Raw genomic sequence first — 20,005 nt, 5'->3', positions numbered from 1 at the left:
ATTTCTGTTGATTATTAATCTTGATAGAGGGGCGCGTCGCTTGCGCCCTTTTTGCTACCTGCTTCTTACTGCTCAAAACAGCGCTCTCCATCACACAACTGCTTTCAGCGTCAAAGTCGCTTCACTCAACTGCCGCGTGCTCACTCTGGTTTGCCCGATGCCACTTGCGGTTTGGTTGGCTCCTTGGTTGATCGCAGTCATGGCATCCACCACTTGCTGAATCGCGATCGCCTGTTGCTTAGAAGTCAAAAAAATCTGTTGGTTACTTAAGGAAATATTATTGACCGCAGCCACAATGCTCTCAACGGTTTTTGTGCCTTCATCCGTCACCATTACTGTAGAGTTGGTAGCGTTTTGAATATCAGTCACAAGAGTGCCAATGCGATCGGCTGACTTGCGGCTTTGGTCGGCAAGTTTGCGGATTTCTGTCGCAATTACTGCAAATCCTTTTCCTTGGTCTCCGGCACGTGAAGCTTCGACAGCAGCATTCAGCGCTAGCATGTTGGTCTGATTCGCCAGATCACTCACCAAGGTAGAAATTGTGCCAATTTGGTTGGTTTGCTCACTCAGATATAAAATCTGTTCGGCAATTTGACCCACTTTCGCTCTCAGGCTGTCGCCGTTGTTGCGGGCTTGCTTATCTTGCTGACCATTGACCAAAGCCAACACTTGACGTGCCCCTGTAGCGGCTGACTCTGCCTGCTCGGCGGATTGCTGAGAAGCGACGCTCAGTTGATCCATTGCTGCTGTGGTTTGGTTCACAGAAACCGCTTGTTGAGAAACTGTTTTTTCTTGCTGTTCTACGGCTGCGGCAATTTCTGTGGAGGAGCTAGCTACTACTGAGACAATCTGATTAATCGTTTGAGTGATGCGGGATGAAATGAATAGTCCCATTACGATTGCCAGCAAACTCGCCGCGATCGCACCTACCACAGCCATCACAATGAGCGATCGCATGGCTTCCTCCGATGCTTTCACTCTTTCGGCTTGCAACTCATCTTCATGCTCAGTTAGGTCATTCAGGATTCCTCCAGCCTCGTCAATCAGCCCTAAGATGCGACCATTCACCATCTCTTGACCAGCTTCCTTGACTTTGCCAGCCTCTACGAGACTAATCAGACTTCTATTAATCTTTGAAATCTCTTTGCCTAAAACCTTTAATCTTTGCAGGCGCTCAACCTGGTCCTCACCCGAAACAGCAATTACTTTTTCTAAAGTAGCTATTCTTTCCTCATAGTCTTGAACACTGGCTTCATAGGCTTTGGCAAAGATATCATTTCGAGTCAAAAGATACCCACGCGCATGAGTCTGACGTTTATACAGAGTCATTGCTAAACGGTCACACTCTTGAACAATGTGGGCACCTACTTCTGTGATGCGGCTTTGCTCGATTACATGTCTAGCATTAGCAACTACTACCCCAGTCGCTGCAAATGTGAGGACTAATGGCACTCCATAACCCAACAAAATGCGTTCTCTAAGCTTGAGGCGGCTAAAATCAATCATGTTTTCTATGGGATGCTTTAAAGAGCTTCAAAGATTGATAATTCTGACGTGATGTATAGACATCGATAGAGCCTCGAATTATCTTTTCTTAGCTATCCCATTAGTATTTCTCAAGCTCGAATCTGATCACAAAATTTCATAGCTCAGTCCGATTAAGTGTTCATTAAAAAAGAAAATTAGCTGCTTTCACCGAGGAAATACTGAGCGATCGCAGCCTTAGTAACTCCTTGCAATGATTTTGAAATAGAAGTCAAAAATTAAGCAAATTAAACAACATCCACAGGAGGGGTGAATGCAAAACAGTGACCGACTAGGCCGAGTTCAAGACCCTTTGGTAGGGCTGTCCGTCGGAGATGCATTCGGTGAGAACTTCTTTCGTGACCCGAAGATTGAGACTAAGTGGAAACAATTCCAGATACTACCCGCACCATCTTGGTCATTCACTGACGATACCCAAATGGCCCTCTCAATGGTGGCTATCCTGCGCCGATATGGTGAGATTCAGTCAGATGCACTAGTTGCCAGCTTTGCTCAGCATTACGATGCCAAGCGAGGATATGGTCGAGCAATGGGTGACATGCTGGCAAAAATCCGTTCAGGTCAATCTTGGCAAGTTTTGGCTGCTAGTCTGTTTCAAGGTCAGGGGTCTTTTGGGAACGGAACTGCCATGCGAGTTGCTCCTCTAGGCGCTTATTTTGCCGATGACTTAGACGCTGTAGTTGAGCAGGCAAACGCTCGGCTGTTGTGACTCACACTCATCTAGAAGCAATTGCAGGCGCGATCGCGGTGGCTGTGGCAACTGCTTGGGCTTGGCGATTTCGGATGAATGGCTCTCGTCCCAGTCGTGCTGAGTTTTTAACTCAAGTTTTGTCGTTGGTGCCTCCTACTGAAGTGCGATCGCTAGTTCAAAAAGCGTTGGGTTTACCAGCAGACACCAAAGTTTTGAAGGCAGTTGCGGTGCTAGGCAATGGTAGCCGCATTTCTGCTCAAGACACGGTTCCGTTTGCCCTGTGGTGTGCAAGGACACACCTTGACAACTATGAAGCAGCCATTTGGCTGACCTCACGGGGTTTTGGTGACGTTGATACAACTTGCGCGATCGTAGGTGGAATTGTTGCAGCCTATAGCGGGGTAGAAAGTATTCCTGCCGCTTGGCTCACCGCAAGGGAACCTTTACCCAACTGGTCTTTTGAGGAAACGTAAAACTTTGCCAAGCTAGTTATGGCTCTGAGAGAGTCGTTGGTTGAGTGTGGCCTAACTTAGCTTTTGCTTGTTGCCAGAACGCTTCTAATTCTTCCAGACTGTAGTCGGTTAAGGGGCGATCGCACACGGCTTCAACCTGCACAAACCGCTGAATAAAACGGCGATTGGTGCCTTGTAGGGCTTCCGCTGGGTCTAATCCTTGCCAGCGAGCGAGGTTGACGATCGTGAACAACAAGTCCCCCAGCTCTGATTCTTGGTGCGCTTTGTCCTCTCCTTGGAGTGCTTCGTGAAACTCGGCTAGTTCTTCGTGGAATTTATCCCACACGCCGTCAATGCTGTCCCACTCAAACCCAGCTCCTGCGGCTTTCTGAGAGATTTTCATCGCTGCCATTAGAGGCGGTAGGCTCCGAGCATAGTTGCTGAGTTTTTGGCTGAGGAGGGGGGGCTGAGTTGTGGCTCCTTTTTCTTGATCTTTAATTTGGTCCCAGTTTTGCCGTACCTCTTCCACACTGGCAACTTCCACATCCCCAAAGACATGAGGATGGCGACGAATCAACTTCTCACTAATGCCTTGGGCGACTTCGGTTAAGCTAAACTGCCCTTGCTCGCTGGCAATCTGGGCTTGCAGAACCACTTGCAGCAGGAGATCTCCTAACTCTTCCGCGATCGCCTTCTGATCGCCGCTGCGAATGGCATCTACGGTTTCGTAGGCTTCCTCAATCACGTAAGGAATTAGAGTCTCAGGAGTTTGGGCTAAATCCCAGGGACAACCCCCATCGGGCGATCGCAATTTAGCCACCACCTCGATCAGTTGTTGCAAAGCAGTTAGGGCAGCAGTAGTCGGAAGCGGAACTTGTCCCTCTGGGTGTGACATGGAGAAAAACCAAGACTATTTACTTTAATCTTTACCTTAATCAATCTAGTTTCTAGGCTGTGGTTTCGTAGGCATGATCCTAGACTGCGGTTTGGCGCGAGGAGCTGATTTTCGTTGACGCTTTTTAGGCTTGGAGTAAAACAGTCCTTTCCAACCCTGAGTTTTGTAGCGTTTGTGAGTCGATTTGTAAGTAGAACTCAGCCAATCGCTACAGGAATGACTCAGCGCCCCCAGTTCTAGGCCCAAGCACAGGGCCATCACTTCGGGGCTGTACTGCAAAACTGACTGTTGAGCCAAATCAGTCGCAGTAGGCCAGTCGGGGACGGGGTAGCCGAGGGCAAGGGCGATCGCCACTCCGACTAAGCTCAAAGCACTCAACCAAGTCGCCAAATAAAGCAGGCGTAGCGCTGTGCCGACTACAGGCCCATGAGACCAAAAGGAACGATGCCGCATCATTTTGCGATAGGGCAACCATATCCATCGCAGCCATCCCCAGCGTTGATATTGCCGCGAGTAAATGTCGAGGTCAGGACCAAACATCAGTCCCCCAAACAAAAATCCACCCGCCACTAGTAAGGTGAGGTTGCTACTTTGAGTTCGCCCATAGGTCAGACCTGCCACTAATGGCAAGCTCCACAGGGTAATGCGATCGTGGGTTCGACCAGAGGGCATGGAAGTAAAGTACGAGGAAATCCAGAAAATCCGAAAATTTAGTCTCAGAAAATATTAACAAGAACAAAAATGTCTGCTATATTTAATTCTCGTGCCCAAACGATTGGGTGCAGGTCACGGGCGATTAGCTCAACGGTAGAGCGCCTGCCTTACAAGCAGGATGTTACAAGTTCGAATCTTGTATCGCCCATTTTTATTTTTGTACGTGTACGTTCGCACATTAAATGTCGCGATTCGCAAAATAATTTCCGAGCTGAGAAAATTATTTTATCTGGTTGATCCTGCTGTTCTGTGCTAATCGACTGAGACAGTCTGCGCAAATAGCGGATGCTTCCCTCCAACTTATTCAAGCATCATAGAGCCATCTACGTTGATTTGCCTTTAAGTCAAGGGCAGGACTTTAACAGCGCTGCTTCTATGAGTCATCCTCCTAAGTCTTCCCTACAGCACCGCGTGTCTTCTGAGCCGCTGTCAGACTATGATTCTCGACAGGGTGCTGGCCTACTGGACTTTCCCACTCGTTGGTCGTTGCGTCGAGCGAAAAGTATCCGCCAAAAAATTGGTTGGTCTCATGCTTTGGCGATTGGGGTAGCAGTGATTGGATCTACTTTTGGCCACCTTCTGGGAGACGCCTATGCGAGAGTCGCAACGCGAAACTGGGAAGCAGCTCACCAGGAAGAGAGGCTATTGAGCAGCTTGAATTTGGCTGTCCTAGCTGCTCGCAGTCACCAACAACAATTTATTCCCTTACTCCAAAATCCTCCAGCGTTTGAGCATGAGCACAAGCACTTTTTGGGTCATGTGCAGAAAATTCGTGGGTTAAGGGCAGAGGTGCAGACTGCGGTTGTCACTCATGCTCGATTTAGTCAGGCCAGTGTAGAGTTAGAAGCTTGGTTGCGTACCTATGACAGCACGATTGAAGTCTATACGGAGCAGCTAGATCAGGTATTGCGAAAGATAGATCGCAGCCGTTTACAAACAGCTAATGTTTCAGCAGCTCAGCAATCATTGCTGGCATTTACCAATAGTGATGCGGCTCTAGAGCTAGATAGTTTGTCTGACGACTTGACTCTCTTGCTGGACGATGTCCATGCCAGAGAGATGGAGGCAGACATCGCCATGCATCGAGCAGAAGACTTACACAGTTTAATTACTTACACGAGCTTGTTGCTGTCGGTTGTACTCGCAGTTGTCCTGGCTCTGCGGACTAGCCAAGCGATCGCTCGTCCCATTGAAGCCGTGACCCAAGTGGCGCAACGAGCAGCTCAAGAATCACGGTTTGACTTGCAAGCTCCAGCCCTAACTGACGATGAAGTGGGACGACTGGCAACGGCCTTCAATGGCTTGATCCGTCAGGTAGGGCAGTACACCCAAGAGCTAGAACTCAGCCGCCAAACTTTAGAATTGCGAGTCGAAGAACGAACTCAGGAACTAAAACAGACAATTCAGGAGCTAGAGGAGGAAATTAGCCTCCGTTGCCAAATTCAAGTAGCGCTGCACAAAAGTGAGGAGCTTTTTCGCTCCTTAAGCGCTTGTTCTCCTATCGGCATTTTCCTGGCAGATGTGGCGGGTGGTTTAACTTACATGAATCCCCGGTTGCAAGCTTTGAGCCCCAAGAGCACCGCAGCGAATGGCACCGAAGTTAGCTGGGGAGCTAGTTGGATGGAGTGGGTGCATCCTGAAGATCGCGATCGTGTGCTTAGTGCTTGGGCTGAGCATATCCAACAAGGTGGGAGTTACGCAGATGAGTATCGACTGCAAATGCCAGAGGGTGAGACTCGTTGGGTTCACGCGCGATCGTCTCCCTTATTTGCTGACACTGGGATTCTCCTGGGGCATGTAGGCACCGTTGAGGATGTGACAGAGCAGAAGCAGGCGGAGCAAGAGATTCGCCATGCTTTAGCTAGAGAGCGAGAGCTGAATGAGCTACGCGCCCGTTTTGTCACCACAGTTTCTCATGAGTTTCGCACCCCCCTGACTGTAATTGTTTCCTCTACGGAGTTAGTGCAGCACTACGAGCACAAAATGACTCAAGAGAAGAAACAGCAACATTTCGAGAAAATCCAAACTGCTAGTCGTTATATCACTCATCTACTCGATGAAGTGCTATTGCTGAGCCAAGCCAGTAGTAGTGAGCTGCAACCCAACCCTGCTCCTATGGATCTAGAGCGGTTTTGCCGCAATCTGCTAGAAGACATGCAGGTTGCCTCATTCAGTTCTCATACTTTCCGATTTCGCTATCAAAGCTTTCATCCGTCGGTCTGTTTAGACGAGAGGCTATTACGGTACATCCTGACTAATTTGCTCTCAAACGCCATCAAATATTCACCCCAGGGCAGCGAGGTGGAGCTTGAGGTTACTTGTGATGGTGCCAGCGTCACTTTGAGCGTGCAGGATCAAGGGATTGGTATTCCTGCTGCCGACCAGTTGCATCTCTTTGAAGCCTTTCATCGCGCCAAAAATGCGACTAACATTCCTGGGGTCGGTCTAGGCTTATCGATCGTCAAGAACTGTGTAGACATCCAGGGTGGTCAAATTACAGTAGAAAGTAAGACTGATCTCGGTACCAAATTTACGGTTGTGCTGCCACTAATATCTCAATCCCACGAAACTCAATCTCAAGAGATTTAAAGGCATCTTTAAGGGCAGATTCAAAGAGCTGCATTCACAGTCTGCGTCTCCCACACATAATGAGAACAAGCGATCGCAGGCTGATTGATACACCAGTAAGCAACTCATGAGCAATCCATCGGCAAAGTACATTCTGGCGCTAGATCTGGGCACTACGGGCAATCGAGCCTTTCTGTTTAACCACGATGGCAAAATTGTCGGGCAGGCTTACAAAGAATTGACCCAGTACTACCCGCAGCCCGGATGGCTAGAGCATGATCCGCAACAGATTTGGCAAGATACCTGTTGGGTGATGCAAACAGCAGTACAGCAAGCAGGCATTGCCGCCACTGAGATTGCTGCGATCGGATTGACCGTGCAGCGAGAAACTTGTCTGCTGTGGGATAAAACCACCGGACAACCTTTGCATCCTGCAATTGTGTGGCAAGATCGCCGAACTGCCCCTTTTTGTCATCAGTTACAGGAGCAGGGTTACGCCCCAGAAATTTACGATCGCACAGGCTTAGTGATTGATGCGTACTTCTCCGCCACCAAGTTGAAATGGCTCCTAGACCATACGGCGGGCAAGATTGACCTAGACAATGTGCTGGCAGGGACGATTGATACTTGGGTGTTGTGGAACCTCACAGGGGGACGGGTGCATGCCACAGATGACAGTAATGCCAGCCGCACAATGCTGTTCAACCTGCGATCGCGCCAGTGGGACGCTCGGCTGCTCGACATATTTGGCATTCCCGCCCATCTTTTACCCGAAGTACGACCTAGCTTAGGTTTGTTTGGTGTGACAGATGCTCAGTTACTAGGAGTTGAAATTCCCATCACTGCCATCTTGGGCGATCAGCAAGCGGCTTTGTTTGGGCAGGGTTGCGATCGCGCAGGTTTAATCAAATGTACGTACGGTACAGGTTGCTTCCTCGTCGCTCATACAGGAGCGGAAATCCGCCGATCGCCAGGACAATTGGTTTCAACCGTGGCTTGGACTCGGGCTGATGAAACCGGAGCCCCGGAGGTGGGTTATGCCCTTGAAGGCAGCATGTTTACCACCGGAGCCTGCATTCAGTGGTTGCGCGATGGGCTGAAGCTAATTCAGAATGCGGCAGAGACGGAAGCAATGGCTGCTCAGGTGAGCGATAACGGTGGCGTTTACTTTGTGCCTGCCTTGAGTGGCTTAGGGGCACCGCACTGGGATATGAGCGCTCGTGGTGCCTTTCTCGGCATTACCGGAGGAGCCCAGCGAGAGCATCTGGTGCGTTCAGTTTTAGAGGCGATCGCCTACCAAGTCAAAGAAGTGGTACAAGCAGTAGATGCTTGTAGTAGTACCAAGGTACAACGGCTCAAGGTAGACGGGGGAGCCTGCGACAACAACTTCCTCATGCAATTTCAGGCAGATGTGTTGGGGATTCCGGTCGAGCGTCCGGTAGTCCGGGATGTGACTGTGCAAGGGGTAGCCTTTGCTGCGGGCTTAGCCTCCGGTTTTTGGCAAGACTACGCGGCCCTAGTTAATAATCGCCAGAGCGATCGCGTCTTTGAGCCGAAAGCCGCCACAGCAGCGCTAGAAAACTTCACCACCTGGCAAAAAGCATTGTCTAGGGCAAAAAGTTGGGCCGAGTAGCCTTCATAACAAATCCCTCGCCCTAATCCGATACAACCGGAAAATGACGAGGGGGAAGGGAGATTTACACGAATAAAAATCCTAGGCAGAGAACGATCGCTTACTCTCTGTAACCAGTGCGGCTAACGACATCGGGCTCTTGGTAGCGGACATTTTCTTTCGGCTTGCGGAAGAGATTAGCTAGACCCAACAAACCAATCAAACCCAACCAACCCAAATTGTTGTTGTCATCTTTGGTTTCTTGGAAAGGCGTTGTGTCTAGAGTGGGGTTGTTGTTTGCGTTGTTGTCAGTCTGAGCGTGGCTAGGGAGGCTCAGGGGCACAACAGCAAGGCTAGCAGCCAGCACACCAGCACCAACTAACTTAGATAGAGTAGTCCGTTTCATGGTCAAAAATCCTCTAAAAATTTCTAGCGAAGGAATGCAATGCAGCTAAGCAATTAAATGCTTGAATATGACCTTAGGGTGGAAGTTAGCGTTGCAAAAGCAAACCAAAGTTCTGAGAAGAGACCAGAGAAGAAGAGAGTTTTACTTCAGATCTCCCCTGGCCTTTGGAGAGATAACACGCTAACTACGACAACTCTATGGATTAGTAGCGAGTTCCAGTGCGGCTGACTTCTTCGGGTTCGCGGTAACGAGTAGGCTCTTCGTGGCTCTTCTTAGCTAAACCAGCCAAACCAGCCAAACCGAGCAGACCCAACCAACCCCAGTCAAAGTCGCGATCGCCTTCAGTAGCAGTGTCGGTATTGTTGTAGGTAGAAGTAGTATCTGTACCAGAAGTGGTGGAGGTGCCAGCATCAGTTTGCGCACCAGCAGGCAAGGTTAGAGGTAGTGCAGCAAGGCTAAGACTGAGTACACCAGCACCGATAAATTTAGATAGAGCAGCAGATTTCATGGTTAAAATTCCTTTTTTCTTTGTTAATGTCTGTTGAATGCTTTAAGAAATAATTCAAGCTTTGAAAAACTCTTCGGTTTAGATGGCACCGATACTGAACAATTTACTGGTTCCCAATCGATAGCGAATCGCTCTCTAGCTGTAATCTGCTAGTGCGTTTAACTCTCACTCAAGAAATAGAAATTGCGTCACTGGTCAGTCATAAGAGGCAAGACTCGCAAGCGCCAAATACCTCTATGCACCCCTTTAAATTTCAATAAAAATTGGGGATCATAGACCCAGCAACAGTTTCCGAAATAGGTGAGTTTATTAGTAATAAACCTAGCCCAATCCTGTCGTTAAATTTCTATCTGCAACTGGCAGGTATCATGAGCTGAATAGATCCGTTTACTACCATTCAGAACTAGCTGAGAACTAGCTGAAAACTAACTGAGAATTAGCTGAGAATTTTTAGGCTACTTAGAGATAAATTAGAGATATTAATGGCAATTTCTCATTTACAAGCCGCTAAAAGTGATTTTTAAGTAGCTATCAACTCATTTTCTTGACAAAAGTTAAGAATTCAATTTAGGGGCTGGTTGTATAGGAATTTGCACAATAAATTCTGCGCCCTCTCCAGGTACCGAAAGGCAACGCAATTGTCCTTGATGTTTTTCTACAATTTGGTAGCTAATCGATAATCCTAAGCCTGTCCCTTTCCCCACCTCCTTAGTTGTAAAAAAGGGATCAAAGAGGCGCTGTCGGGTTCTCTCGGTCATACCTGGGCCATTATCCACAACCCGAATCATGACTTGATTAGGCTTTACTACCGCAGTGCTGATCCAAATCTTGGGAGGTGTAACCAGAGCGTCTTGATCAACTAGAGCCACGCCATCTTGCAAGGGTTGATGGGTGCAACGCGCTTCCAGAGCGTCGATCGCATTGGTCAGTAAGTTCATAAACACCTGATTCAGTTGTCCTGCGTAGCAGTTAACTAAAGGGAGGTGACCATATTCTTTAATCACTTCGATGCCTAAATGGCCTGGTCTAGGCTTCAGTTGGTTCTGCAAAATTACCAGAGTGTTATCCAGCCCCTGATGGATGTCTACTGGCTTCATTTCCGCCTCATCCAATCGAGAGAAATTTCTTAAGGAGAGGACGATCTGCCGAATTCGTTCCGCGCCCACTTGCATCGAAGCGAGAATTCGCTCGAAATCTTCTCCCAAAAACTCCAGATCAATTTCTTGGGCTGTGGTTTGAATGGCAGGAGCAGGATGAGGATAGTGGGTTTGGTAAAGGTGCAGCAACTTGAACAAGTCCTGGAGGTACTGCTTGGCGTGGGTTAGGTTGCCATAGATGAAGTTGATCGGGTTGTTAATTTCGTGCGCCACTCCAGCGACTAGTTGCCCCAAGCTGGACATTTTCTCGCTTTGCACGAGTTGGGCTTGCGTCTGCTGTAGTTCGTGTAGGGCTTCCTGTAGTTGTTGAGCTTTTTCTCGATATTGCGTTTCTGACTGGCGTAGCGCTGCTTCCGCTCGTTTGCGTTCGGTAATGTTCTCAATCATGCCGAGGCTGTAGCTGGCACCGCCTTGCTGGTCCCGAATCAAGGTGGCGGTTAGGTTGGCCCAAACAACTTCCTGAGTTTGTTTCAAGTAGCGTTTTTCAATCTGGTAACTGGCGATCGCCCCTGTCACCATTTGCTGGAACAAGCGTAAATCTTTACTCAAGTCGGTTGGATGCGTGATGTCCTTAAACGAGAGCTGAGTTAACGCCTCGGCCTCATAAACCAACATGCGGCAAAAGGCTTTGTTCACCTGAACCAACTGTTCGTCTTCCAAGCTGGCGATCGCCATGCCAATCGGAGCGTCTTCAAAAATACGCCGAAAGCGCTCCTCGGTTTTTTGAATTTGTTCAAACAGGCGGGCATTTTCTAAGGCGATCGCAATTTGGCCCGCTAGGGTTTTGAAGGTGTCTAGGTCAATCGCACTAAAGTGATCGGTGTAAACGTCTTGAATGTCGAGAACGCCGAGCAGTTGCCCTCGTGCGACTAGCGGTACAGCCGCTTCTGTGCCCATTGGCAAGGCAGTTAAATCAGGGGCGATCGCCTCACTTATACGCCTAGACTCTGCAACGGCTAACCTCTGGGTGCGTGCGGCACAGGCAACTAAGCTATCAGGGCAATCTAACCGGATGCTAATTTCTCGATGAGCAGGCCAAGAGATATCGGCTCCACTGGCTCCCGCTTGGCGGCTAAGTTGTTGCGTAGCTGGCTCCCATAAATAAATTTGCACATGGTACAAATTGAAGCGAGTCTGCAACAAGGTAACGGCTTCTTGCAAAAGTGATTCGGGATCAACAATTGCTTTGGATAACTCACTCACAGCGAAGGTAACATGTTGACTCGCTTCCAACTCATGGGTGCGTTCCTCCAGCCCTTGGAAGAGTTTGCCAACTTGCTCCGCCATCGCATTAAAGTTGGTCGCTAAGCTGCCAATTTCGTCCTGCGATACGATATGAGCCCGCGCATTAAGCTGCCCCGCTGTAAACTGAGCAACTCGTTGCGCTAAGTGGACTAAAGGTCGGGCAAGCCATTGGGCGATCGCGATCGCGATGATGATCACGGCGATCGCAATCAAAACTGCTAATCTCTGCGCTACCCGAACTTGAGCGTAAATCGGAGCTAAAAAAACTTGCTGAGGTTGCGCGAAAATCACGAACCAAGGCTGGGTTCTGAGCCTAGCCGCTGCAACGGCACTTAGCTGATGATTGACCCCAGTGAGTGCCGTAGTGAAGTATGTGGGTGGACAGGTTCTGACTGCTTTGCAGGTAATCTGATTCAGTCCTTGCTCAAACGCAGGTAAGTCAGTAGCCAGTTCAGATGGAGGTCGCTGCGGCAATCGTCCCGCCTCGATCAAAGCCTTCACTTTGTTGGCAGGTAACGGCACCACAGACTTAAATATCAATTCGGCAGCAATCCCATGAGCCAGACGAATATGATTTTCGTCCAATAAAACAGCAAAAGATTGAGCACCTGCTAAACCATTGTTTTGGGCGACTAGCTGTTGAATGGCGGCGGCATTGTAGCGAACAGCTAGTACACCCACAATCGTGCCTTGGGCATTACGGACTGGGCTGCTGAAATAAAGGCTGGTAAAACCATCCCTGCCGACCCGGATCGGTGAAGCATAAGGAAATTTAGTTTGCAAAGGTTGCCGAATGTAGTCATCGGTAGCCTGACTACGGCCAATATCCTTCAAGTTCGTGGCCAACACACTACGGCCCTGGCGATCGAACAAGGTGTAGGACAGGATGTTGAGCGAATCTCGGCGAGTCAGGGTACTTAGGATGGCAGCAGCTTCGGCCTCAGCCTCACTGTTGGAGCGTCCCTTTGGCGGGAGACTCAGATACTGAGCTAAACCGGGTAGTTGCGCATCCACTCGAACTGCGTCTAAGTTGGCAGTGATAAAAGCATCTAGGGTTAAGGCAGTTTGGCTGGCTGCGGCATACAAAGCTTGGTTGGCAGTGTTGGTGAGGGTAACTTGAGCCGTGTGTTTATTCAGCCAAGACAGCAACAGCAGCGGGATCAGCGCTACTCCCAAAAAAGCCAAGATTAGTTTGGTGCGAAGGGAAAAAAATTGGAACTGCCGCACAGTGACCGACTTCCTGCAAATTGTTTTGAATCGCTATAAATCGCTATACATACAGAGATACCCTGATTGAACAAGAAAGTGTGGGACCGATCGCTCTTAGCTAGCGCAACTACATTTGTTTTTACAGCCAATTTGCTTAGGGTTGAGACCAAGCGGCTTGCCATTGCTGCATTTTCTGAATCTCTGCTTTTTGAGTCGTAAGAATATTTTGAGCTAATTGCTTGATTTCTAGATGTTGTGACTTCTGCAAAGCGTCTTGAGCCATCGCGATCGCGCCTGCGTGGTGAGGCATCATGACACTGAGAAACCGCTGATCAAATTCACCCCCGGATGCACTGAAGTCCTGATGCATCATCATCGCTGCCTGTTGCTGGGCAGACATCGGTAGCATCTTGCGCTTCTCTGCGTCGTAAGCCATCGGAGTGCTGTCAAATTCGGGATACCACTGTTGCCGCCATTTCTGCAATTGCGTAATTTCCTGAGTTTGAGCTTGAATGATCGCTGCCGCAAGCTGCTTTAGCTCAGGCCGCTGCGCTTTCTGTTGGGCTGCTTTAGCCATCGCGATCGCGCCTTGATGGTGAGGAATCATGGCATCAATGAAACGCAAATCATAATTAGCTTCAGAGGGGCCTAGATCGAGAGCAGTATTATGACTTGAGCCTGGGTGCGCGTGGTTCATCCCCTGAGCTTGGGGGCTGGCCGAGGGATTGGCGGCTGAACTCGTAGTGGCGCCTAGAGTAGGTGCTTGGGTTTCGGAGGTGGAAGCACAGCTGATGAGAAGACTGCCCGTGAAGGCGATCGCCGTGAGTAGACGAGCCGGAGGTTTGGCTCTAAAAGTAGGGGGTTGCATAAATATTAGTTCCAGTGCAACTCAATAATTGTCTTACAGAGGATTGTCAACGCTCTAGCCAACTGGAGTGTCAATCGGGGAGTTTAGGTGAAGATGGCTCCACCCATGAGCCGCTGATAGCGATATTCTAGTTCTGCTTGCATTAGCGGCCAGCGATCGAGCGTAGCATCTTTGGCGATCGCTTTCTCGGCGGCTTCCCGCGCCACTTCCAGCACCGCTTGATCTTCAACTAAGCTGGCTAGAGCAAAGTCAGGTAACCCAGATTGCCGAGTTCCTAGGACTTCTCCTGGACCTCGGAAGCGCATATCCATTTCTGAGATAAAAAAGCCATCCTGCGATTGTTCTAATACTTTCAGGCGTTGCCGCGCAGTTTCTGCCTTGGAGCTACTCATCAGCAAACAAAAAGATTGGTCTGCCCCTCGACCCACGCGCCCGCGCAACTGGTGCAACTGCGACAAACCAAAGCGCTCGGCATGCTCAATCAGCATTACCGTAGCGTTGGGGACATCCACACCCACCTCTACCACTGTCGTGGAAACTAAAATTTGGGTTTGATTGTCGCGGAATTGATTAATCGCTTCCTCTTTCTCCGCCGAAGTCATGCGGCCATGCAGCAACCCAATCTGAAATTCTGGAAAAATCTGCTCTTGCAGCCGTTGGTGTTCCTCAATCGCAGACTTTAGGTCCAACTTCTCGGACTCGTCTACCAAGGGCAGCACCACATACACCTGGCAACCCTGAGCCACTTGGCGACGAATTAACTCATAAGCTTGGGTGCGATCGCTAGCGGTCAGAGCCGTTGTCTGGATGGGTTTTCGTCCCGGTGGCAACTCATCAATCTGGCTCACATCCAAATCACCGTGGAGCGTCAGAGCTAAAGTGCGGGGAATGGGGGTTGCCGTCATGGTCAAGACGTGAGGGATGCCATTGACACCTTTTTGTTGCAATCTAGCTCTTTGTTGCACCCCAAAGCGATGCTGCTCATCAATCACCACCAAGCCCAAGCGCTGAAAGGTGACTGGGTCTTCAATCAAGGCATGGGTACCCACCAACAAAGGCAGTTCGCCTGTTTGTAATTGTGCGTGGATTTGCCGTCGCTTCGCCGTTTTGGTTGAGCCTGTGAGCAACTCGACGGGTAAGTGCATCAAGTTAAACCAACTCACCAACTTGCGGTAATGCTGCTCTGCCAACACCTCAGTCGGAGCCATCAGCGCTGCTTGGTAGCCTGCCTGAATCGCTGCCAAAACCGCCACGACTGCCACCACGGTTTTCCCCGATCCCACATCTCCTTGCACCAGTCGGTTCATCGGGGCAGGTTGCTGCAAGTCGTTGAGGATGTCATTAATCACCCGTTGCTGAGCCCCCGTGAGTTGAAACGGCAGCAACTCATACAACTGATCAATCAATTGACCTGTGGAAGCGAGGACGGCACTGGCTTGAGTTTGACGCTGGCTCTGGCGACGCTTCAGCAACCCCAACTGCAAATAGAAAAACTCATCGAACACCAAACGCCGACGGGCCATATCTAAGGCAGCACTATCGGGCGGGAAATGAATATGCGCGATCGCTTCTGCCAATCCAGTTAGCTCATACTGCTTCTGTAATGGCTCCGGTAAGGGATCATCCAGACGAGCGGCGGCAGGTAACGCCGCAATCACCGCTTTGCGAACTAAATCTGCCCCGACTCCCTCGGTTAATGAATAGATCGGCACCACTCGCCCCACCGTGACCGACTCAATGCTGCTCCCCGAGTGATCCAGCACTTCAATCTCTGGATCTTCTAAGGTCATGCCGTACTTGCTTTGCTTGACCAAGCCAGAAGCCGCAACCACAGCGCCAGGGGGATAGAGCCGTTTCTGTTGCTCTTGCCAGCCTCGATTACGATATCGGTTCCCTGCGAAGAAGCGGCTCAGCTTAATTTGCCCACTGCGATCGCGCACCACTAATTCAAAAATGGTTAATTTGGCATTGCGAGGGCTATTGAAGCAGGTACAGCGCTTGACTGTGCCCACCAATGTCACCGTTTCCCCAGCCTCCAAGTCACGAATCTGGACCTGCCGCGCGTAGTCAATGTGGTCACGAGGGTAATAAAACAGCAGATCGCGAACCGTATAAAGTCCTAGTTTGGCTAGCCGTTCCGCATTCTTGGGGCCAATTCCAGATAGATAAGTGAGGGGTTCATCGGGAGAAATGGCTCGCTGTGACTCGGCTAGTGGTGCAGTTTTAGGAGGTTTTGGCTTCGGTTCTGACGCTGCCAGCCCGTTTTCAGCGCCACTACTTTGGTTCGTCCGCTCACAGGTTTGCCGCACTTGATAAAGAAATCGCCGCGTATCAGCCACTAAATGCTGCCGCTGGGCAAAACTCAAATCGGAGTAATTAGTAAATTGGCCCGCCATCTCCTGCCAACGACTGCGATCGCGACTCGGCAAAATTTCTGGAGCCTGCTGCAAGCTTTGAGCGAGAAATTCACTGAAGCGAGACTGTTTGCCCACCAAATCATTGAAGCCATGCTCTGCTTCCACGGCCAAGGCTTTTTGCAGCCGCACCCAATCAGGCGGCGAGGAAGATGGAATTGCCGCTGTGGAGGTTGGGGTCACTATTTCAGGTTGGGGCAAAGCCAATTGCTCAATTGCATCCTCCATACAAATCCTGGATTAAGTTAGGACAGCGGATCTCGATTTAATCCTCAAACCAACTGGCACGCCAAGCAGATTCAGCTTCTGCGATCGCTCGTTCTCGTTGCTTCTTTTGGTATTCCTTGCCGAGAGATTGCAACCGCCCGGATAAATTCCGTAGTTTCTGTCGCCACACCGCTACGGTGCTATCCGTAAACTCAATTTCTGCCAGACGCAAATGAATAGCCACAATATGAGTGATAGAAAGTCCTGATGGCATTGCTTCAGGCCGATTTTCATCCACAGTCTCCACCAACAAATTCAGCAAGTTTGGTGTACTCGCTACTGAGTCTGCCGCCTCTTCTGCTTTAGAAGCCGCTTCTAGTAAAACTTCTGGCAGCTCTTTTGGCAAGATGTCTACTTGCTGAAATAGATGATTTGCCTCTTTCGAAACTTGGCTCAAAGTTCGAGCGATCGCCCGTTCTACTCCTTCTCGCCACCGGACTAACCGTTCTGGTGTCAAGCATTGAGGCTCGGCATCTTGGCTTTTAGGTTTTAGAGTTTCGGGTTCTGGAGCTTCTGATTCTTTCGGCTGCGGCTCCACAGTTGGGGGTTCCGCCACGTCAGCAAGCCACTGTTTCTCGACAGTTTCTGTCAACGCTACATCCAGCGAAGCGGGAGAGAACTCCTCAGGCTCGGCTGGTTTATCGCTAGACTTCTGCTCAGGTTGGGTCTCGCCAACGCGCCGTAGTTGCTCCAATAAAGTTTCTTGGGCTTGCTTAGCCAGTTGCTTCAAAGACTGCTGTAATTGATGTCTTTGGTTAAAGGACAAGCGCAAAAACTGCTGGGGATACCCTTGAGTACACAAATGATAGCTTGCCAAAATTAGCTGCTGTTTAACCGCCTGTCCCAACGCTGCTAAATAGCCAGAATCAACGCTGTAAAACTCATCAGCCGTACCTGCTAGCATTTGCTCTAATGCAGCAATATCGCGTTCAATTTGTTCAACTGATCTAACCATTCTTCTGCCTATGGTTAAGAAGCCGCCAAATAGAAGAAAGACAGGTCAGAGTGGTGAGCTTGACCTGTCTTCACATTACTATCCAAACTACGCTTCAGTCGATCCTTGTGGATGTCAAAAGCTGCAAGCTAAAACTTTTACTTAGTCCCAGTCATCGCTGCAACTTCATCAGCAAAATTGTTTTCTTGCTTTTCAATGCCTTCGCCTAGAACGAATCGGACGAAGCGACGAACTTGGATGTTTTCACCAGTCTGAGCAATAGTTTGCTTCACCAACTCTTCCACCGTGATGTTTTGGTCACGAATGTAAGGCTGATCCATCAAAGTCATTTCTTTCAGGCGCTTGTCAATACGACCTTGAACGATTTTTTCCTTGATGTTGTCTGGTTTGCCAGCTAAGTCATCGCGACCCATTTCGATCGCTTTTTCCTTCTCCGCGATGTCTGTGGGAATGTCGCTCACCTTGACGTACTCAACGTTAGGGCAAGCCGCAATCTGCATAGCTACGTTGCGAACCAGGGTCTGAAACGTTTCGCCGCGAGCTACGAAGTCAGTTTCGCAGTTTACTTCTACCAGAACTCCAACGCGGCCGCCCGTGTGGATATACTGACCAACCAAACCTTCCGCTGCAACTCGCCCTTCTTTTTTGCCAGCAGAAGCGAGACCTTTTTGCCGCAGCCACTCGGTCGCTTTGGTGATGTCCCCACCATTCTCGGTAAGGGCTTTTTTACAGTCCATCATGCCTGCGCCAGTTTTTTCGCGCAGCTCTTTCACGCTTTGTGCAGAGATGTCCGCCATTTTGCCTTGATTCCTACTTCAACTCGATTGAGACCTTGAACGCGAAAACTCTAGGATAGCTATGCTTCAGCTTCAGCTTCTTCCTCTGGCAGGAACGAAGTATCGTTGTCTTCGTAGTCGAAGTCATCCTCCGCACCTTCGTAGTCTTCGTAGTCTTCCTCAGCCTCTAGCTGGCCGTGACGACCTTCATAGATCGCATCCGCTAGCTTACCTACTATTAGCTTAATGGACCGAATGGCATCATCATTAGCTGGAATAGGGATATCTACGAAGTCAGGATCGCAATTAGTATCTAAGAGCGAAACGATGGGAATGCCCAACTTGAGGCACTCTTGAACCGCGTTGTACTCCCGGCGTTGGTCCACGATGATGACGACATCAGGAACTTTGCGCATGGCTTTAATGCCACCTAGGTACTTCTGGAGCTTTTCTAGTTCTCGGCGGAGGACAGAAGCTTCCTTCTTAGGCAGTAGGTCTAGGGCCCCAGTTTCTTCGCGACGCTCTAGCTCTTTAAGGCGGTCGACGCGAGTTTTAATGGTGGTCCAGTTGGTGAGCATGCCGCCTAACCAACGCTGGTTGACGTAATAAGCTCCACAACGCGCCGCTTCTTGAGCCACAATCCCAGCTGCTTGCCGCTTGGTGCCAATAAACAGGAACTTTTTGCCCTGTTCAGCCGCAGTTCGCATGTAGCTGTAGGCTTCTTCCATCAACTGGGCAGTTTGCACCAAGTCGATGATATGAACACCGTTACGAGAGGTGTAGATATAAGGAGACATTTTGGGGTTCCAGCGACGGGTTTGATGCCCGAAGTGAACGCCTGCCTCCATCATTTGAGCCAAAGAGACGACTGGCATATTTTTTGAACTCCTGATTCGGGTTAATCCTCCATCCAGGTGTATTTCTGAGCTTCATGGCTCTTCAGAAACACCCGAAATCCTGGATGTGCGAATTTAGACAACTTTTCTAGCGTAACACAATCAGAGTCTTCCTTTGAGTCGGAGTTATTGATTGAAAGTGACAGTGTGCACTCGACTCAGTTGAAAGGCTTCTTTGGTATCAGAGTTGTAAGCCCAAGCTTTGAGAACAGCTCTGTCTGCTGGCAGGGTTGCTGGGTCGAGCGTTACAGTCCAGCCTGAGTTTGTGTAGTTAGGGTTGTTTGTGACTTTGGCGACATCGGTTCTTTCTACACCAGCAGGAGCGATCGCGATGACAGCATTCTGATCACCCTGCGTCACGATCACCTGATTCGCTGACTTGCTAGTAGTCGGAAGAATTGCCCAGCCGTTGAGGGTCAAAATATCTGTTTTAGGTAAGGTATGCTCTGGCGTCACCTTATTGTTGACAGCATCAAAATAACCATTAGTAGATTCAGTACCGGCAGGCAGTGAATAGAACTTCACTTCACTAATGTTCTGCACGCCTAGGTCAGTGACACTGATGGTTGAAGTCGCTGTTGCGGGCGAAGCTTGACCTGCCGCAGGAGCGGTCGTAGTAGGAGCAGTCGTGGTCGTAGTATCAGAAGTTGTTGTAGTGTCGGTGCTGGGGCCACAAGCTGCCAAAGCAACTGCGATCGCCGTGAAAACCACTAAATTCTTGAGTCGCAACATAGGTGTCCTAGGTGTAATTTGTAAAGACAGGTCAGATAGAGTAGAGCAGTTTTACCAAAGCTAAAGTACTGCAAATGTGTATATCTACTCAAGCA

The 20,005-nt window shown here is 49.6% G+C and carries 14 protein-coding genes, 1 tRNA gene and 1 pseudogene; 4 read left to right on the top strand and 12 right to left on the bottom strand.

Going from position 1 to position 20,005, the window contains the following annotated elements:
• Window positions 1-90: 90 nt before the first annotated feature.
• On the bottom strand, window positions 91-1,506 hold the full coding sequence (locus tag NDA01_RS07030; protein ID WP_348227382.1) for a methyl-accepting chemotaxis protein: 1,416 nt from the start codon (window positions 1,504-1,506) through the stop codon (window positions 91-93).
• Window positions 1,507-1,798: 292 nt separating this feature from the next.
• Here NDA01_RS07030 and NDA01_RS31860 point away from each other — a divergent pair.
• Window positions 1,799-2,709: pseudogene (locus NDA01_RS31860) on the top strand (ADP-ribosylglycohydrolase family protein).
• Window positions 2,710-2,725: 16 nt separating this feature from the next.
• On the opposite strand, the gene mazG reads toward NDA01_RS31860, so the two are convergent.
• On the bottom strand, window positions 2,726-3,583 hold the full coding sequence (gene mazG, locus NDA01_RS07015; RefSeq protein ID WP_348227379.1) for a nucleoside triphosphate pyrophosphohydrolase: 858 nt from the start codon (window positions 3,581-3,583) through the stop codon (window positions 2,726-2,728).
• A 45-nt stretch (window positions 3,584-3,628) separates the two neighbouring features.
• Window positions 3,629-4,255, bottom strand: a complete 627-nt coding sequence (locus tag NDA01_RS07010) for a metal-binding protein (protein ID WP_190436547.1) — start codon at window positions 4,253-4,255, stop codon at window positions 3,629-3,631.
• A gap of 118 nt (window positions 4,256-4,373) precedes the next feature.
• Here NDA01_RS07010 and NDA01_RS07005 point away from each other — a divergent pair.
• The 3 genes from NDA01_RS07005 to glpK all read left to right on the top strand — a co-directional run bounded on the left by NDA01_RS07005 (window position 4,374) and on the right by glpK (window position 8,498).
• Window positions 4,374-4,445 (top strand) — tRNA-Val (locus tag NDA01_RS07005).
• 137 nt (window positions 4,446-4,582) lie between these two features.
• Window positions 4,583-6,886: a sensor histidine kinase gene (locus NDA01_RS07000; protein WP_348227378.1), complete on the top strand. Its 2,304-nt coding sequence runs from the start codon at window positions 4,583-4,585 to the stop codon at window positions 6,884-6,886.
• Between the two features lie 106 nt (window positions 6,887-6,992).
• Complete coding sequence (glpK, locus tag NDA01_RS06995; protein ID WP_348227377.1) at window positions 6,993-8,498, top strand: glycerol kinase GlpK; 1,506 nt, start codon at window positions 6,993-6,995, stop codon at window positions 8,496-8,498.
• 100 nt (window positions 8,499-8,598) lie between these two features.
• Here the strand turns inward: glpK and NDA01_RS06990 are convergent, their stop codons facing one another.
• From NDA01_RS06990 to NDA01_RS06950, 9 genes are all read right to left on the bottom strand, one after another.
• The gene (locus NDA01_RS06990; protein ID WP_190436538.1) at window positions 8,599-8,883 is read right to left on the bottom strand and encodes a WGxxGxxG family protein; all 285 of its coding nucleotides are present in this window, start codon (window positions 8,881-8,883) and stop codon (window positions 8,599-8,601) included.
• Window positions 8,884-9,085: 202 nt separating this feature from the next.
• Window positions 9,086-9,391, bottom strand: a complete 306-nt coding sequence (locus tag NDA01_RS06985; protein ID WP_190436535.1) for a WGxxGxxG family protein — start codon at window positions 9,389-9,391, stop codon at window positions 9,086-9,088.
• Between the two features lie 554 nt (window positions 9,392-9,945).
• Window positions 9,946-13,020, bottom strand: a complete 3,075-nt coding sequence (locus NDA01_RS06980; RefSeq protein ID WP_348227376.1) for an ATP-binding protein — start codon at window positions 13,018-13,020, stop codon at window positions 9,946-9,948.
• A gap of 136 nt (window positions 13,021-13,156) precedes the next feature.
• Complete coding sequence (locus tag NDA01_RS06975) at window positions 13,157-13,870, bottom strand: DUF305 domain-containing protein (RefSeq protein WP_348227375.1); 714 nt, start codon at window positions 13,868-13,870, stop codon at window positions 13,157-13,159.
• A gap of 83 nt (window positions 13,871-13,953) precedes the next feature.
• The gene (gene recG, locus NDA01_RS06970) at window positions 13,954-16,512 is read right to left on the bottom strand and encodes an ATP-dependent DNA helicase RecG (RefSeq protein WP_348227374.1); all 2,559 of its coding nucleotides are present in this window, start codon (window positions 16,510-16,512) and stop codon (window positions 13,954-13,956) included.
• A 37-nt stretch (window positions 16,513-16,549) separates the two neighbouring features.
• The gene (locus NDA01_RS06965; RefSeq protein ID WP_348227373.1) at window positions 16,550-17,506 is read right to left on the bottom strand and encodes a hypothetical protein; all 957 of its coding nucleotides are present in this window, start codon (window positions 17,504-17,506) and stop codon (window positions 16,550-16,552) included.
• Window positions 17,507-17,643: 137 nt separating this feature from the next.
• Entirely contained in the window at window positions 17,644-18,303 is a 660-nt protein-coding gene (tsf, locus tag NDA01_RS06960; RefSeq protein ID WP_190551639.1) for a translation elongation factor Ts, read from the bottom strand.
• 59 nt (window positions 18,304-18,362) lie between these two features.
• Window positions 18,363-19,157 (bottom strand): 30S ribosomal protein S2, encoded by a 795-nt coding sequence (gene rpsB, locus NDA01_RS06955; RefSeq protein ID WP_348227372.1) that lies wholly within the window; start codon window positions 19,155-19,157, stop codon window positions 18,363-18,365.
• A gap of 147 nt (window positions 19,158-19,304) precedes the next feature.
• A complete protein-coding gene (locus tag NDA01_RS06950) occupies window positions 19,305-19,910 on the bottom strand; it encodes a hypothetical protein (protein ID WP_190563476.1) in 606 nt (201 codons plus the stop codon).
• Window positions 19,911-20,005: the final 95 nt, after the last annotated feature.

The organism is Trichocoleus desertorum AS-A10, assembly GCF_039962155.1.
Classification (GTDB): domain Bacteria; phylum Cyanobacteriota; class Cyanobacteriia; order FACHB-46; family FACHB-46; genus Trichocoleus.
Note: the sequence above shows the minus strand (reverse complement) of the source record. Positions and strands in the feature narration are given on the sequence as shown.

What these genes read in the sequence shown, in the direction of transcription:
- NDA01_RS07010 (WP_190436547.1), bottom strand. Translation starts at nt 4,255, where the DNA reads ATGCCCTCTGGTCGAACCCACGATCGCATTACCCTGTGGAGCTTGCCA.
- NDA01_RS06965 (WP_348227373.1), bottom strand. Translation starts at nt 17,506, where the DNA reads ATGGTTAGATCAGTTGAACAAATTGAACGCGATATTGCTGCATTAGAG.
- mazG (WP_348227379.1), bottom strand. Translation starts at nt 3,583, where the DNA reads ATGTCACACCCAGAGGGACAAGTTCCGCTTCCGACTACTGCTGCCCTA.
- tsf (WP_190551639.1), bottom strand. Translation starts at nt 18,303, where the DNA reads ATGGCGGACATCTCTGCACAAAGCGTGAAAGAGCTGCGCGAAAAAACT.
- NDA01_RS06985 (WP_190436535.1), bottom strand. Translation starts at nt 9,391, where the DNA reads ATGAAATCTGCTGCTCTATCTAAATTTATCGGTGCTGGTGTACTCAGT.
- NDA01_RS07030 (WP_348227382.1), bottom strand. Translation starts at nt 1,506, where the DNA reads ATGATTGATTTTAGCCGCCTCAAGCTTAGAGAACGCATTTTGTTGGGT.
- glpK (WP_348227377.1), top strand. Translation starts at nt 6,993, where the DNA reads ATGAGCAATCCATCGGCAAAGTACATTCTGGCGCTAGATCTGGGCACT.
- NDA01_RS06990 (WP_190436538.1), bottom strand. Translation starts at nt 8,883, where the DNA reads ATGAAACGGACTACTCTATCTAAGTTAGTTGGTGCTGGTGTGCTGGCT.
- NDA01_RS07000 (WP_348227378.1), top strand. Translation starts at nt 4,583, where the DNA reads ATGCTTCCCTCCAACTTATTCAAGCATCATAGAGCCATCTACGTTGAT.
- NDA01_RS06950 (WP_190563476.1), bottom strand. Translation starts at nt 19,910, where the DNA reads ATGTTGCGACTCAAGAATTTAGTGGTTTTCACGGCGATCGCAGTTGCT.
- NDA01_RS06975 (WP_348227375.1), bottom strand. Translation starts at nt 13,870, where the DNA reads ATGCAACCCCCTACTTTTAGAGCCAAACCTCCGGCTCGTCTACTCACG.
- rpsB (WP_348227372.1), bottom strand. Translation starts at nt 19,157, where the DNA reads ATGCCAGTCGTCTCTTTGGCTCAAATGATGGAGGCAGGCGTTCACTTC.
- recG (WP_348227374.1), bottom strand. Translation starts at nt 16,512, where the DNA reads ATGGAGGATGCAATTGAGCAATTGGCTTTGCCCCAACCTGAAATAGTG.